Below are 13593 nucleotides of genomic sequence, written 5' to 3'. Positions count from 1 at the left end.
AGACTACTCAGCCTGTCTCGGCCCCATCGCGAACGTTACCAGAGCCGCGAGCAGCGTCGCCACGGCACCATAGGCGAAGGCGCTCGCCACGCCGGCGTGGTCGACCAGCAGGCCGCCGAACACCGCACCCAGCGCGATCGCCACCTGGAACGTCGCGACCATCAGGCCGCCGGCGCTCTCGGCCTGGTCGGGCGCGGCACGCACCAGCCAGGTCTGCAGCCCGACCGGCACCGCGCCGAAGGCAAAGCCCCAGGCGGCAACCGCGATGGCCGCGATCACCGGCGCGGCGCCGAGCGCGAGCATGGCGAGCGCCGACAGCGCGATCAGAAGCGGCGCCAGCCCGACGGCAAGTTTCAGGTTGCGCTCGGCCAGGAAGGCGCCGGCGAAATTGCCGAAGAAGCCGCCGATGCCGTAGGCGAGCAGCACCAGCGAGATCGTCTCGATCGGCATCACCGGCACAGTCTCGAGGAACGGCCGCACATAGGTGAAGCCGGCAAACTGCCCGGAGGCGACGAGCAGCACGACCAGCAGGGCGACGCGGATCGTCGGCCGCTTCAGCACCTCGATCAGGGTCCGGAAGCTTGCCACGGCCGTCGGCGGCAGACTGGGAATGGTGGCAAGCTGCACCAGCAAGGTCAGCGCGCCGACGACGGCCGCGATCATGAAGGCCGTGCGCCAGCCCCAGATGTCGCCGACATAGGCGCCCACGGGCGCAGCGGTGACGGTCGCCACCGAAACGCCGGTCAGGATGATCGACATGGCGCGCGGCATCAGCCGCATCGGCACCAGCCGCATCGCCATGGCGGCCGACATCGACCAGAAACCGCCAAGCGCTACGCCCAGAACCACGCGGGCCAGAAGCAGCATCGTGAGCGAGGATGCGAAGGCGGCGAGCAGGTTGGAGACGATGAGAAGCACCGTGAGCATCCACATGACCAGCCTGCGGTCGAGCCGCTTGGTTACAATGGCCATGGTGGGTGCTGCGATCGCGCCGACGACGGCCGTCGCCGTCACCGCCTGGCCGGCGGCGCCTTCGCTGACGCCGAGATCCTGCGCCAGCCGCGTCAGCAGGCTGGCGGGCAGGAATTCCGCGGTCACCAGGCCGAACACGCCGAGCGCCAGCGAAACCACCGCGCCCCACACAGGCTCGGTTCGCTCCTCGGGTTCGGTCCTGTCGAGAACGGCGGCGTCGATGACGCCCGTGGCGGGTTCGGTCATGGGAAATCCCCGGAAAGGTTGCGCCGCAACATTTGGCTGCAGTGCAACATAGGGAGTGACTGGCTGGAGTTTCCATGCTAGAAACGCCGAAATGAATTACAATTCGTCCAAAACCACATTGCCTGCGTCCGGCGATCCGCTGACCGACATGCTGCGTGGATTGCGGCTCGACGGTGTCGATTACGGCCGCTGCGTGCTGGGCGAACCCTGGGCTGTTTCCTTCCCCGCGCAGAAGGCGGCGCGCTTCCATTTCATCGGCCAACAGGGCTGCTGGCTGCTGTCGCCGGCCAGGGAATGGATCGAGCTCTCGGTGGGCGATGCGCTGCTGATCCCGCGCGGCGACGAGCATGTGCTGGCCAGCGCGCCGGGCGTGCCGCCCGTGCCGATCGGCCGCTACACCATCGAGCCAGTGTGCGAGAACATCTACGACGTCTCCAACGGCTGCGACGGCTGCAAGACCTTGCTGTTTTGCGGCAGCATGCATTTCAACCTCGACGGCTCGCATCCGCTGCTCGACATGATGCCCGACCTGATGCAGGCGCATAAGCTGATGGCGAACGCGCCGGGCATCCAGCATCTGCTCGATGTGATGGCCGGCGAGGTGACGATGGACCGCGTCGGTTCCGGTGGCATTCTTGCCCGGCTGGCCGACGTGCTCGCCGCCACCATCATCCGTTCCTGGGTGGAGAATGGCTGCGGCGACGCCACCGGATGGATCGCCGCCGTCCGCAATCCGGACGTCGGCAAGCTGCTCGCCGCCATTCATCTGCAGCCCGATCGCGACTGGACGGTGGCGGCGCTGGCGCGATTGATGGGAGCGTCGCGCTCCGCCTTTGCGCAGCGTTTCGCCACCGTGGTCGGCGAGACGCCGGCTAAATATGTGTTGCGCGTGCGCATGCATCAGGCGCGGCAATGGCTGGCTCGCGACGGGATGCGCGTTTCGGTGGCCGCGAGCAAGCTCGGCTATGATTCGGAAGCTTCCTTCAGCCGCGCCTTCAAGCGGGTGATGGGCGTCGCGCCGAGCCATCTGCGCAACACCGCGGACGGCGAGGACAGACCGGGCGCTTGAATCCTGTCCGGTTCCCCCTGGAGGAATTGCCAAGTCTTTTGGACGACACGCCATTCTCCGTCGGCAGGGACCGCATAAGCTCGCCGGCGGAGGAAACCGCTATGGCCAATCACCTTGCATCGCTTGCGCTTGCCGCGCTTGCCATCCTTCCGGGACGGGCATTCGCGCTCGAAGACAGCTACCTGCCCGCCGACAAGATCCCTTACGTCGTCGAGGCACCGGATCAGCCGCAGCGCCTCGGTCCGCTATGGGGCGAGCGGGCCAAGGGTCCGGCCGGCACGCTGCTGAAAGTTCCCGGCAACTGGCACGCGCCCGTCCACGCCCACACCGCCGACTACCGCGCGGTGGTGATAAAGGGGCTCTGGGCCCATTGGCAAATGCAGGGCGGCGAAGCGACCAAGGTGGAACTGCCGCCGGGCTCCTACTGGACCCAGAAGGCCGACGAGATGCATGACGATGCCTGCCTCTCGGACACCGAATGCGTGATCCTGCTGATCAACGACACGCCCTACGAGACGTATCTGCCGAAGTAACCGAGCAATGGCCCGCGGAGTCTCCGCGGGCGAAAAGGCAGGCTCGTCAGCCAGCTTGATTGGATGGTTGGATCCAAGCAGAAACGCCGGGCTGCCCTGATCATCGGCGCTTCATCGCCTGCAGCAAGGTGCGCATGCTTGCCACGCAGGCCGAAGATCAGGCAGCCCTTCGTCGCCGCGACCGACAGCGATCGACGGCACTTCCGCTATCCGTCTACACCTCATTTGCGAGACGCAGCCGATCCATGGTCTTCACCTTCAGCCTGATGATGCCCCCCACCTTCGGAGGCTTCGGTGATCTTCTCGTATTCGGCTAGCGACATCTTCGGAAGATGGCGAACAAAGGCCACCATCGCCCATAGCTCTTCCTGGTTATGCGTTGGACCAAACGCAGGCATCCCGGTCATCTTAATGCCGTTTTGGAGAACCCAATACAGCTCAGCATCATTCAAGGTGGTTGCTGCTCTTTTAAGGTCCGGCGGTTGGGGTTGCATGTTCCTGGCGAACTCCGCCCGGGAAATTCCCGGGCCACCGTGACAGGCGACGCAGCCTTCCTCCTTGAAGTGAAGGCCGCCAGTGTGGATCATCTCCGGATCGTCAAGCGATCGAGCCAGGCTGACATTGTGGTCGGCGTGCCGTTCAATGGAATTGGTCCGGATTGTCTCAAGCGACCAACGGATCACGTTAGCGTCCTGCTCGCTGGCAGCAACATTGTAGAATCCGAAATAGGCGTAACTTGCCAGTCCGACGATTATTGCAGACAGGACAACAGCGATCGCAGCCAAGGTTCGCACGGGTTAGCTCCGTGGCGGCAGGCGTCATCGCGTATGCCCACCGTCTGCCAAGTTAACGACTGGAGCCGCCAAATTATTCCGCGGCTTATCGACATCACGAGCCGCGCGATCGAGACCAACGCGGTGGTAGTCCGGCTGGTGTGTCAATCAGAGCATCGAATCGGTTTCCCCTATTGGGTGCCCCCCGGCCTGGATAGATCGTGTGAGGAAGCGCTGAGTGGCTCTGGCCGAACACCACGACGTGTCGCGCAACCTGATAGGAGGCGCGGCGAAGCTGCCGGCCAACATAATCCCGCTCCGCATAATTCGGCTTATGTCGGGTTCAACATAGGTCGAAACCGTTCCGGTTTTCGGGCCATGCCCTATCCGGCGTGGCGCAAGCTCACCCCGCTGCCCTTGTCGAACATCACCACCTTGTCCGGATTCCAGGCGAAGCGCACCGGCTGCTCGATCTCGACGGCGGTCCTGGCCGGCACGGTGGCTCTCAGCATCGTGTCGCCGACCCTCAGCGTCACGATCTTCTCGACGCCGTGGTTTTCGACGTCGTGGACCTGCGCCTCGACCGGCGCGCCGCCTTCCAGATAGACGTCTTCCGGACGGATGCCGAAGACGAGCGGGCGACCGTCGGTCGCTCCGCCCGTCCTGGCTCCCCCAGTAACCGGCAATTCGAAATTCATCGGCGCCATCACCGCGCGGTTCTCGACCAGCTTGCCGTCGATGAGGTTCATCGGCGGCGAGCCGACGAAGCTGGCGACATAGGTGTCGCGCGGATTGTTGTAGATCTCATGCGGCGTGCCGGTCTGGACGATGCGGCCATGGTTGAGCACGCCGACCTTGTCGCCCATCGACATCGCCTCGATCTGATCGTGGGTGACGAACAGGAAGGTGGCGCCGAGTTGCATCTGCAGGTTCTTGAGTTCAGTTCGCAGCGCCTCGCGCAGCTTGGCATCGAGCGCCGAAAGCGGCTCGTCCATGAGGAACACGCGTGGCTTGCGCACGATCGCCCGGCCGATCGACACGCGCTGCATCTCGCCGCCGGAAAGCCGGTCGGTCTTGCGGTCGAGCAGGTGCTCGATCCTGAGCGTGCGGGCCGCGCGCGCGACGCGGTCCTTGATCTCGGCATCCGGCAACCGCCGGATCTTCGGCTTCAGCGGGAATTCGAGGTTCTCGCGCACCGTATAACGCGGATAGAGCGAATACTGCTGCAGCACCAGCGCCACATCGCGCTCGGCCGCACCCCATCCTGCAACGTCGACCCCGTCGATAAAGACCTGTCCTTCGGTCGGCTTCTCCAGCCCGGCGATCAGGCGCAGCGTCGTCGTCTTACCGGCGCCGGTCTCGCCCAGCAGCACGAAGAATTCGCCATCGGCGATCTCGAGATTGAGGCCGGTCAGCGCGGTGTGAGTGCCGAACTTCTTGGTGATGTTCTTCAGCTCGATATGGGCCATGTCTACCGTCTCAATTTCGTTTCGAGGGCGACCTGCCCTCCGCTATGGCTTCGGGCGTTCGATTGTTCGAAAGGCCAAATCGTTGGCCTCTCGTGTCCTTCGGCCATCACAATCTCACTCCCAGCGACTTGCCGCTTGCCGTGTCGAAGAAATGCGCCTGCTCCGGATCGATGCGGGCATGAACTTTCTCGCCCGGACCCGAGACGTAGCCGGCCTTGGTGCGGGCGCGCAGCATCTTGGAGCCGACCTGAAGATCGACGATGTCGAAGGAGCCGAGCGGCTCGATGATGTGCGCCTCGACAGGTAGATAGCCGGGCGCGGCATCGTGCCGGACCAGCACGCCCTCCGGACGGATACCGAGCGTCAGACCGCCATTGGCGGCGTGGCCGTTGAGCTTGGCGAGAAGCTCACGCGGGAACTCGAAACCTTTGGGCGCGCCGCCGACCGCAACGGTGGCCGCCCCGGCCTCGTCGGCCACGCTGGCCTCGGCGATGTTCATCACCGGGCTGCCGACGAATTGCGCCACGAACAGGTTGGCCGGATGCGAGTAGACCTCGTCAGGCGTGCCGACCTGCTGGATGAAGCCCTCATGCATGATGACGATGCGGTCGGCCAGGCTCATCGCCTCGATCTGGTCGTGGGTGACGTAGATCGTGGTCGATCCCTGCTTGACGTGCAGTCGCTTGATCTCGGCCCGCATCTCCTCGCGCAGCTTGGCGTCCAGCGCGCCGATCGGCTCGTCCATCAGCATCGCCTTCGGGCGCCGCACCAACGCTCGGCCGATCGCTACGCGCTGCATGTCGCCGCCGGAGAGCGCCGACGGCCTCTTGTCGAGCAGGTCGGTGATGCGCAACACCCTTGCTATCTCGCGCACCGAGGTGTCGACCTCGCTGCTGCTCATACGCGTGGCGCGCAGCGGAAAGGCGATGTTCTCGAACACCGTCATATGCGGGTAGAGCGAGAAGGACTGGAATACCATGGCGATGTCGCGGTCGGCAGCCTTGAGGTGCTGGACCGCCTTGCCGTCGATCAGGATGTCGCCCTGGTCGATCGTCTCCAGCCCTGCTATCGCGCGCAGCGTCGTGGTCTTGCCGCAGCCCGACTGTCCGAGCAGCACGATGAACTCGTTGTCGGCGATGGCGAGGTTGAGATTGTGGATGACCTGGACGGCACCGAAGAATTTCTCGATGCCGCGAAGTTCGATCTGCGTCACTGTCCGGCCCCCTCATGCGTCGCTGCGCCGGTTTCCTCGGTCTGCTCCGGCGCAATCTTGGACGTAATGTTGAAGCCGATCAGGCCGATTAGGATGATCGTCACACCATAGGAATGCAGGCTGAGGCTCCATGGCTGGCAGAGCGCAATGATGCCCAGCACCATCAGGACCTGCGATGCCGGCAAAAGGTACTTCTCGTTGACGGCGCGAAAACTCATTTGCGGATCGCTCCGAACGTCACGCCGCGAAGCAGGTGGTTGCGCAGCAGGAAGGTGAAGATCGCCACCGGCAGCAGGAACAGGAACGTGCCCGCCGCGATCGTGGTCCAGTCCGGCAGGCCGGAACCGATCTGGCTGGGGATGAAGGGCGGCGCCGTCTGGGCGCGCCGGTTGGTCATGATCAGCGCGAAGGCGTACTCGTTCCAGGCGGTGATGAAGCAGAACACGGCGGTGGCGGCGATGCCGGTCGCCGCTTCCGGCAGCACGATCTTGAAGAAGGCCTGCATGCGCGTATAGCCGTCGACGAGCGCCGCCTCCTCATACTCCTTCGGGATCTCGTCCATGAAGCCCTTCATCAGCCAGACCGAGAAGGACAGGTTGAAGGCGACGTAGAGGATGATCAGGCCGATATGCGAATCGTTGAGGCCGACCGCCCGGTACATCAGGAACATCGGGATCGCGACCACCACCGGCGGCAGCATGCGCGTGGACAGGATGAAGAACAGGAGATCCGCCTCGCCGGCGATCTTGAAGCGCGAGAAGCCATAGGCGGTAAAGGTTCCCATGCCCACCGCGAGCACGGTGCTGATCACGGCCACGATAAGGCTGTTCATGAAGCGGTCGGGATATTGCGAAAGCTGCACGTCCTTGCCGACCTTCAACACCCGCTCGCCGCCGTCATAGATGCGCTTTTCCCACCAGGGCGCGGCTTCGTAGACTTGCGGGTCGACGGTCTTCTGCATCTGCACGCGCTTGGTGAAGAGCCGCACGAACGGCGTCACCTCGGGCTCGAACAGCACGGTCGGCGGCACGCTGACGGCGAGTTCCTTCGGCTTGAAGGCCGTGGAGGCGATCCAGTAGATCGGCGCCAGGAAGATCAAGGTGGCGATCAGCACCGCGACGATGGCGATGCGATTGAGCGCGACTTCGGAAGAAGTGCGGACGGCAGCCATCTCAGCGCTCCTTCACCTTGTTGAGATACTTCACGTAGAGGTTGGTGATGGCCAGCACCATGATCAGCACGATGTAGGCCAGCGCGCAGGACTTGCCTGTGTCCCACTGCTGGAAAGCCTGCTTGTAGAGCCGGATCGCGATCAGTTCGGCGGTCGGCTGGGTCGTCATCGTGTAGGCGATGTCGAAGGTCTTGAAGGCCTCCATGGTGCGGAAGATCAGCGCGATCAGAAGGATCGGCGAGACCAGCGGCAAGGTGATGCGGGTGAAAGTGTACCACCAGCTGGCGCGGTCGATCGCGGCGGCCTCGTAGAGATGCTGCGGCACGGCCGAGAGGCCCGCGAGCGAGAGCAGCATGACGAAGGGCGACCACATCCAGATGTCGGTGATCGCGACCGCGTAAAGCGCGCTGTCGGGATTGGAGAGCCAGGCGAAGTCGCCCAGGCCGAAGACGTAGTTGATCGGGCCCCAGGACGGGCTGTAGAGCAGCTGCCAGAACAGGCCGACGACCGCCGCCGACATCATCATCGGCAACAGCAAAAGCGTGGTGATCAGGCCCTTCATCGGAAAGCTGCGGTTGAGCAGCAGCGCAAGGCCGAAGCCCACGATCATCTGGCCCGCCACCGAAACGATCACGTATTTGGCGGTGATGACGAAGTTCGACCAGATGTGGTCGTCGGTGAGCAGCTCGCGATAATTCTGCAAGCCCACGAACTGCCAGGGCTCGCTGCGGTTCGCGGCGAAGTTGGTGAAGGAATAGCCCAGCGAATAGATCAGCGGAAAAATATTGAAGACGATCAGGAAAACCAGCGTCGGGATGATGAACATGTTGCGGATGGTCAGATCCGACCAGCCGCGCGCGGCGGCCCTGGAGGCGGGATCAAGATGTGTGAGGGCTACCGAAGCCAACGGTCGTTCTCCCTGAAACAGGAATGCCGGAGGGGAAGCCCTCCTCCGGCATTCTGACTGTGATGCTTACTTGTAGCGATTGTACTTGGTGAACGTCGCCTTCCAGTCGGAGGCGGTCTTGTCGAGCGCTTCCTGGGCGGTGCCCTTCCCGCCGACCACGAACGGATAGATGTTCTGGTTCAGCTGATCGAGCACTTCGGCATATTCAGGCGTTGCCCAAAAATCCTTGACCATGAACATCGTGTCGTAGAACGCCTTGTTGTATGGCGTGGCGTTCTGGAAGGCTTCCGACTTCAGCACAGCCTGGCTGCAGGTGTAGCCGCCGAGCTCGGCCCACTTCTTCTGGGTCTCGTCCTTGATGAACCACTCCAGGAACTTCATCGCCTCGTCCTTGTTCTTCGAGTACGAGACGACGGAGATGCCCTGGCCGCCGAGAGCCGCGAAACGCTTGCCATCCGGACCGGCCGGGTTGGCGAAGAAGCCGGTGACGTCGGCATAGGGGTTGGTGGCCTTGTTCACCAGCGGCGGGAAGAAGGCGAAGAAGTTCATGCTCATCGCGGCGAGGCCACCGGTGATCGCCTGGTTGTCTTCCACGAAGAAGGTCTTGCCCCAACCGGGAGGCGTGAACTTGTAGAGCTCCTTGTACATGTCGAGGCCGGCGATGGCCTCCTTCGAATTGGTGATCCCATCGACCTTGTAGGTCGCATAGTCGCCGAGATCGCCGCCATAGCTGAAGATCGCGCTTTCGACGCCCATCGCCATCGCGTCATAGGAGTTGTCGGTATAGATGGCGACGCCGTACCGCTTCTGGTCCGGACGGTGGAAGAATTCGGCGATATCGCGCAGCTGCGCATAGGTCTTCGGGATATCGAGGTCGTAGCCGTACTTCGCCTTGAAGGCTTCCTTCTCCTTCGGATCCTCGAACCAGTCCTTGCGGTAGGACCAGCCGATCGCGTCGCCTTCCAGCGGGATCGCCCAGTATTTGCCGGAACCGCCGGGATATTCGGCGTAGTACTTGATGGTCGCGGGCGCCATCACGTCGGTGAGCTTGTGCTGATTGAAGAAGTCGGTGAGGTCGACATAGTGGCCCTGCGTCGAACCGGCGCCGAGCCACTGCGAGTCGCCGACGACCATGTCGTAGGCGTCGCCATGCGCGTTGAACTCGGTGAAGGCCTTGGTCTGGAAGTCCGGCCACGGCGTGGTCTGCACCGTGACTTTCACGCCGGTCTCGGCCGTGTAGTCGTTGACGAGCTCCTGCAGATAGTTCGCCGGATCCCATTCCGCCCAGAAGATGGTGAGTTCCTTGTCCTGCGCGCGGACGGATGTCCCGCAGGCAAGCGCCAGCCCGATACCAGCAATCACGCTGGTCACTATCTTGCGCATAGTTTTCCTCCCTTGTGCGCATTCTACCGTGTCATGCGAGCCGGCAGCGTGGTCGGCCCTGGTAGTTCCTCCAGTGATGGCACTTTCCGGCTTCGAGCCTCCTCGCCCTGCCGGAAAAACGGATCGCAGCCCTCACTTTCGATCCGCATCATGTGTATTGATCTGGTATTACCAATTCAAGATGGCCGTCAAGCTCTTTCTTGGGCGATCAGAAACGGCCTCACAAGCCAATTGCAACGGTATCTGCCTGTTTTATCTTGTTTTTCCTACTCCTTGATAGGGGCAGCCCTTGTTTCAACCCTCCTGTCACTGCTAATATTAGAAGACCACCTCCCAATCTGGTCGAACCAGATTTAAGACATTCCCGCATCTGAAGCCGCCGAGCCCCCACCCGCTCTCGCTCCGGATTCCGCCATCGCGGCACGCACCAGCGCACCTGCTGCCCACTCGGCGACCGACATCATGTCACGGCTGTCCAGCCCCCATATGTCCTTCAGCACGATCAGCACCTCGACACCGAACATCATCGACAGCGCCTGAGCCAAGCGCTTGAACTGACGCGGCTTCAGGCGACCCTTGAGCGGCGCGATCGCATCCTTCAGGAGATCGACGCGATGGCCGCGCTTGAAGGCCGGCTCGGCGCCCAGCGTACCGGCCTGCCGACGCGCCCACTGGTCGAGCGAAAGCTTGAGCGCCGCCTTGAACGTCGCCTCGAAAGCCTCGATGCGCGGCATGGCGGTGGCGAAGAGATCCGCAACCCGCCGCTCCGGGTCGGCCGAAGCCGATTTCCAGGTCAGGATCGGACCGAGCCCCTCGTCGACGACGGCGTGCACCAGCGCCGCTTGACTGGGGAAGTAGCGATACGCCGTGGCGCGCGACACTTCCGCCGCCTCGGCAACCTCGCTGACCGAAGGCGTCACGCCGGCCTGCATCAGCCGCGTCGCCGTCTCCAGCATCAGCCGCCTCGTTCGTGCGCGTGCCCCCTTTTCGGCTGGCGGCACTTGCTCGGCATCATCGTTCGATGCGGCTTGTTGACGTGAGACATCCATGTCAATACGATACGCGCGTCTCAAAAAATTGCAAGGCATCGTGCCGGGCAGGAAGCGGCGGGTGGCAGTGTCGGGGGGCGCGCCGGACAACGCTAGAGACAACGGGGAACGCCAATGAAGCGCATCTACGTGGTCGGCACGGCCGACACCAAGGGTGAGGAGCTTGCCTTCCTAGCCGACGCAGTCGCCGCTGCCGGCGGCACGGCCGCCCGCGTCGACATCGGCACGCGCGGCGCAACCGTGCCGGTGGATGTTCCGGCAAGCGAGGTCGCGGCGCATCATCCGGATGGAGCCGGCGCGGTTCTCGGCATCGACGATCGCGGCACCGCCGTTGCCGGCATGGGCGTCGCGTTTGCCCGCTTCATCCAGTCCCGCGACGACGTCGCCGGCGTGATCGGCATCGGCGGCGGCGGCGGCACCTCGATCATCACCGCCGGCATGCGCGCGCTGCCGCTCGGCCTGCCGAAGATCATGGTTTCCACGCTCGCTTCCGGCGACACCGCGCCTTATGTCGACGTCTCCGACATCGTCATGATGCCGTCGGTGACCGACATGGCCGGCCTCAACCGGCTGTCACGCGTCGTGCTGCACAACGCCGCCCAGGCGATATCGGGCATGGCCGCGAGGCCCGCACCGATCGCCGCCGGCAAGCCGGCGCTGGGCTTGACCATGTTCGGCGTCACCACGCCATGCGTGACGGCAATCGTCGAGCGGTTGCGCGCCGACTATGACTGCATGGTCTTCCACGCCACTGGCACCGGCGGTCGCTCGATGGAGAAGCTCGCCGACAGCGGCCTGCTCGCCGGCGTCATCGACATCACCACCACCGAAGTCTGCGATCTCCTGTTCGGCGGCGTGCTGCCAGCGACCGAGGATCGCTTCGGCGCGATTGCCCGCACCAAGCTGCCCTATGTCGGCTCGGTCGGCGCGCTCGATATGGTCAACTTCTGGGCGCCGCCAACCATCCCCGAAAAATATCGTGGACGCCTGTTCTACGAGCACAATCCAAACGTGACCCTGATGCGCACGACGGCTGAGGAGTGCCGCCGGATCGGCGAATGGATCGGCGGCCGCCTCGCCAACTGCGACGGCCCGGTCCGCTTCCTGATCCCGGAAAAGGGCGTATCGGCGCTCGACATCGAAGGCGGCGCTTTCTTCGACCCGGAAGCCGACGCAGCGCTTTTCGAGGCGATCGAGCGCACCATCAAGCCGACCAGGAACCGCACCGTGACGCGCCTGCCGCTGCACATCAACGATCCCGCGTTCGCCAAGGCCGCCACCGAGGCCTTCCTCGACATTGCCAAGAAGTGAGACCCGACAAGCATGGCCGCCATTCCGCGCAAGGAAATCCTGGAGAAGTTCCGCAAGATGATCGCCGACGGCGTGCCGATCGTCGGCGGCGGCGCCGGCACCGGCCTGTCGGCCAAGGCCGAGGAGGCCGGCGGCATCGACCTCATCATCATCTACAATTCCGGCCGCTACCGCATGGCCGGACGCGGCTCGGCGGCCGGCCTGCTCGCCTATGGCAACGCCAACGAGATCGTCAAGGAAATGGCCTATGAGGTGCTGCCGGTGGTGAAGAAGACGCCGGTGCTGGCCGGCGTCAACGGCACCGATCCCTTCGTCATCATGCCGCTGTTCCTGGCCGAGCTGAAGATGATGGGCTTTTCCGGCGTGCAGAATTTTCCGACCATCGGCCTGTTCGACGGCACCATGCGCCAGAGTTTTGAGGAGACCGGCATGGGCTTCGGCCTCGAGGTCGACATGATTGCCAAGGCGCACGAGCTCGACCTGCTCACCACGCCTTACGTCTTCAACCCCGACGAAGCGCGCGCCATGACAAAGGCCGGCGCCGACATCATCGTCGCCCATATGGGCGTCACGACGGGCGGCTCGATCGGCGCGACCTCTGCGAAGTCGCTCGATGCTTGCGTGACGGAAATCGACGCCATTGCCGAGGCCGCGCGTTCGGTGCGCAAGGACGTCATCCTGCTGTGCCACGGCGGGCCGATCTCGATGCCCGACGACGCGCGCTACATTCTCGAGCGCTGCGAGGGACTGCACGGCTTCTACGGCGCAAGCTCGATGGAGCGATTGCCGGCCGAGGCGGCGATCGCCAGGCAGACGGCGGATTTCAAGGCCGCGGCAGTCGGCAAAGCGAACACCGCCAGCAACTAGGGAGGGATGAGGCAATGGCCGACAAGAGCAAAGTATTCGTCTACCCGAAGGATGTCAGCGCCTTCGGCTTCGACTGGGGCAGGCTGGCGCTCACCGTCGCGCCGGAAGTGAACGGCGCCGCCCGCTTTTCCGGCGGCGTCGTCGACCTGCCTCCAGGCAAGGGCCACACCCGGCACAACCATCCGGGCGCGGAGGAGATCATCTTCGTCATCTCCGGTAATGGCGAGCAGATGGTCGAGGACGAGAAGGGCAATCCGGTGGTCGCGAAGGTCGGTCCCGGCTGCACCATCTACGTACCGGAAAGCCGCTTCCACTCGACGCTCAACACCGGCGACCAGCCGATGCAGCTTTTCGTCGTCTATTCGCCGGCCGGCCCGGAGCTCGTGCTGCGGGAACTACCGGATTTCAGGCTGCTGCCGGCGGGACAGTGATAAGTTGATTCTTCTGTCAGGGCAGCGCTGCCCCTCATTGTCCTGCCGGACATTTCTCCCCGTAAAGTGACGGGGAGAAAGACGCTTTCATTCGCCAATTTTCAATGCCGACCTGACAGCGGCTCCCTTCTCCCCGTCCAGGACGGGGAGAAGGTGCCGGCAGGCGGATGAGGGGTAGCGCCAACCTTCCGCTTTATGA

Annotated in this window: 14 protein-coding genes; 5 read left to right on the top strand and 9 right to left on the bottom strand. The window is 63.7% G+C overall.

Translation table 11 applies throughout. From position 1 onward, the window contains the following. Positions 1-3 precede the first annotated feature (3 nt). Positions 4-1218, bottom strand: a complete 1215-nt coding sequence (locus tag EOA38_RS12690; RefSeq protein ID WP_126091858.1) for an MFS transporter — start codon at positions 1216-1218, stop codon at positions 4-6. Between the two features lie 91 nt (positions 1219-1309). Here EOA38_RS12690 and EOA38_RS12685 point away from each other — a divergent pair, with 91 nt between their 5' ends. After that, a complete protein-coding gene (locus EOA38_RS12685; protein ID WP_127299348.1) occupies positions 1310-2287 on the top strand; it encodes an AraC family transcriptional regulator in 978 nt (325 codons plus the stop codon). Positions 2288-2388: 101 nt separating this feature from the next. After that, the gene (locus tag EOA38_RS12680; RefSeq protein ID WP_126091856.1) at positions 2389-2820 is read left to right on the top strand and encodes a DUF4437 domain-containing protein; all 432 of its coding nucleotides are present in this window, start codon (positions 2389-2391) and stop codon (positions 2818-2820) included. Positions 2821-3041: 221 nt separating this feature from the next. Here the strand turns inward: EOA38_RS12680 and EOA38_RS12675 are convergent, their stop codons facing one another. From EOA38_RS12675 to EOA38_RS12640, 8 genes are all read right to left on the bottom strand, one after another. Next, a complete protein-coding gene (locus EOA38_RS12675; RefSeq protein WP_127221349.1) occupies positions 3042-3614 on the bottom strand; it encodes a cytochrome c in 573 nt (190 codons plus the stop codon). Between the two features lie 362 nt (positions 3615-3976). Next, positions 3977-5062, bottom strand: a complete 1086-nt coding sequence (locus EOA38_RS12670) for an ABC transporter ATP-binding protein (RefSeq protein ID WP_126091854.1) — start codon at positions 5060-5062, stop codon at positions 3977-3979. A gap of 106 nt (positions 5063-5168) precedes the next feature. After that, complete coding sequence (locus EOA38_RS12665) at positions 5169-6275, bottom strand: ABC transporter ATP-binding protein (protein WP_126091853.1); 1107 nt, start codon at positions 6273-6275, stop codon at positions 5169-5171. Then, the gene (locus EOA38_RS12660; RefSeq protein ID WP_126091852.1) at positions 6272-6493 is read right to left on the bottom strand and encodes a hypothetical protein; all 222 of its coding nucleotides are present in this window, start codon (positions 6491-6493) and stop codon (positions 6272-6274) included. The genes EOA38_RS12665 and EOA38_RS12660 overlap by 4 nt, the downstream gene beginning before the upstream one ends. Then, positions 6490-7446: a carbohydrate ABC transporter permease gene (locus EOA38_RS12655; RefSeq protein ID WP_126091851.1), complete on the bottom strand. Its 957-nt coding sequence runs from the start codon at positions 7444-7446 to the stop codon at positions 6490-6492. Before EOA38_RS12655 ends, EOA38_RS12660 begins: the two co-directional genes overlap by 4 nt. 1 nt (position 7447) lies before the next feature. Next, positions 7448-8353 carry a sugar ABC transporter permease gene (locus tag EOA38_RS12650; protein WP_126091850.1) on the bottom strand — a complete coding sequence of 302 codons (906 nt, stop codon included), beginning with the start codon at positions 8351-8353 and terminating at the stop codon, positions 7448-7450. Between the two features lie 66 nt (positions 8354-8419). Then, positions 8420-9736 carry an extracellular solute-binding protein gene (locus EOA38_RS12645; protein ID WP_126091849.1) on the bottom strand — a complete coding sequence of 439 codons (1317 nt, stop codon included), beginning with the start codon at positions 9734-9736 and terminating at the stop codon, positions 8420-8422. A gap of 353 nt (positions 9737-10089) precedes the next feature. Next, positions 10090-10785, bottom strand: a complete 696-nt coding sequence (locus tag EOA38_RS12640; protein ID WP_126091848.1) for a TetR/AcrR family transcriptional regulator — start codon at positions 10783-10785, stop codon at positions 10090-10092. 114 nt (positions 10786-10899) lie between these two features. On the opposite strand from EOA38_RS12640, the gene EOA38_RS12635 reads away from it, so the two are divergent. From EOA38_RS12635 to EOA38_RS12625, 3 genes are read left to right on the top strand one after another with little or no spacing between them, the layout of a single operon-like run. Further along, complete coding sequence (locus EOA38_RS12635; protein WP_126091847.1) at positions 10900-12096, top strand: Tm-1-like ATP-binding domain-containing protein; 1197 nt, start codon at positions 10900-10902, stop codon at positions 12094-12096. Between the two features lie 12 nt (positions 12097-12108). After that, positions 12109-12963: a phosphoenolpyruvate hydrolase family protein gene (locus EOA38_RS12630; RefSeq protein WP_126091846.1), complete on the top strand. Its 855-nt coding sequence runs from the start codon at positions 12109-12111 to the stop codon at positions 12961-12963. 14 nt (positions 12964-12977) lie between these two features. Beyond that, the gene (locus tag EOA38_RS12625; RefSeq protein ID WP_126091845.1) at positions 12978-13394 is read left to right on the top strand and encodes a cupin domain-containing protein; all 417 of its coding nucleotides are present in this window, start codon (positions 12978-12980) and stop codon (positions 13392-13394) included. The last annotated feature ends 199 nt before the right edge of the window (positions 13395-13593 follow it).

It is taken from the genome of Mesorhizobium sp. M1E.F.Ca.ET.041.01.1.1 (assembly GCF_003997355.1).
Taxonomy (GTDB): domain Bacteria; phylum Pseudomonadota; class Alphaproteobacteria; order Rhizobiales; family Rhizobiaceae; genus Mesorhizobium.
Note: the sequence above shows the minus strand (reverse complement) of the source record. Positions and strands in the feature narration are given on the sequence as shown.

What these genes read in the sequence shown, in the direction of transcription:
- EOA38_RS12690 (WP_126091858.1), bottom strand. Translation starts at nt 1,218, where the DNA reads ATGACCGAACCCGCCACGGGCGTCATCGACGCCGCCGTTCTCGACAGG.
- EOA38_RS12685 (WP_127299348.1), top strand. Translation starts at nt 1,310, where the DNA reads ATGAATTACAATTCGTCCAAAACCACATTGCCTGCGTCCGGCGATCCG.
- EOA38_RS12680 (WP_126091856.1), top strand. Translation starts at nt 2,389, where the DNA reads ATGGCCAATCACCTTGCATCGCTTGCGCTTGCCGCGCTTGCCATCCTT.
- EOA38_RS12670 (WP_126091854.1), bottom strand. Translation starts at nt 5,062, where the DNA reads ATGGCCCATATCGAGCTGAAGAACATCACCAAGAAGTTCGGCACTCAC.
- EOA38_RS12660 (WP_126091852.1), bottom strand. Translation starts at nt 6,493, where the DNA reads ATGAGTTTTCGCGCCGTCAACGAGAAGTACCTTTTGCCGGCATCGCAG.
- EOA38_RS12655 (WP_126091851.1), bottom strand. Translation starts at nt 7,446, where the DNA reads ATGGCTGCCGTCCGCACTTCTTCCGAAGTCGCGCTCAATCGCATCGCC.
- EOA38_RS12645 (WP_126091849.1), bottom strand. Translation starts at nt 9,736, where the DNA reads ATGCGCAAGATAGTGACCAGCGTGATTGCTGGTATCGGGCTGGCGCTT.
- EOA38_RS12640 (WP_126091848.1), bottom strand. Translation starts at nt 10,785, where the DNA reads ATGGATGTCTCACGTCAACAAGCCGCATCGAACGATGATGCCGAGCAA.
- EOA38_RS12635 (WP_126091847.1), top strand. Translation starts at nt 10,900, where the DNA reads ATGAAGCGCATCTACGTGGTCGGCACGGCCGACACCAAGGGTGAGGAG.
- EOA38_RS12630 (WP_126091846.1), top strand. Translation starts at nt 12,109, where the DNA reads ATGGCCGCCATTCCGCGCAAGGAAATCCTGGAGAAGTTCCGCAAGATG.
- EOA38_RS12625 (WP_126091845.1), top strand. Translation starts at nt 12,978, where the DNA reads ATGGCCGACAAGAGCAAAGTATTCGTCTACCCGAAGGATGTCAGCGCC.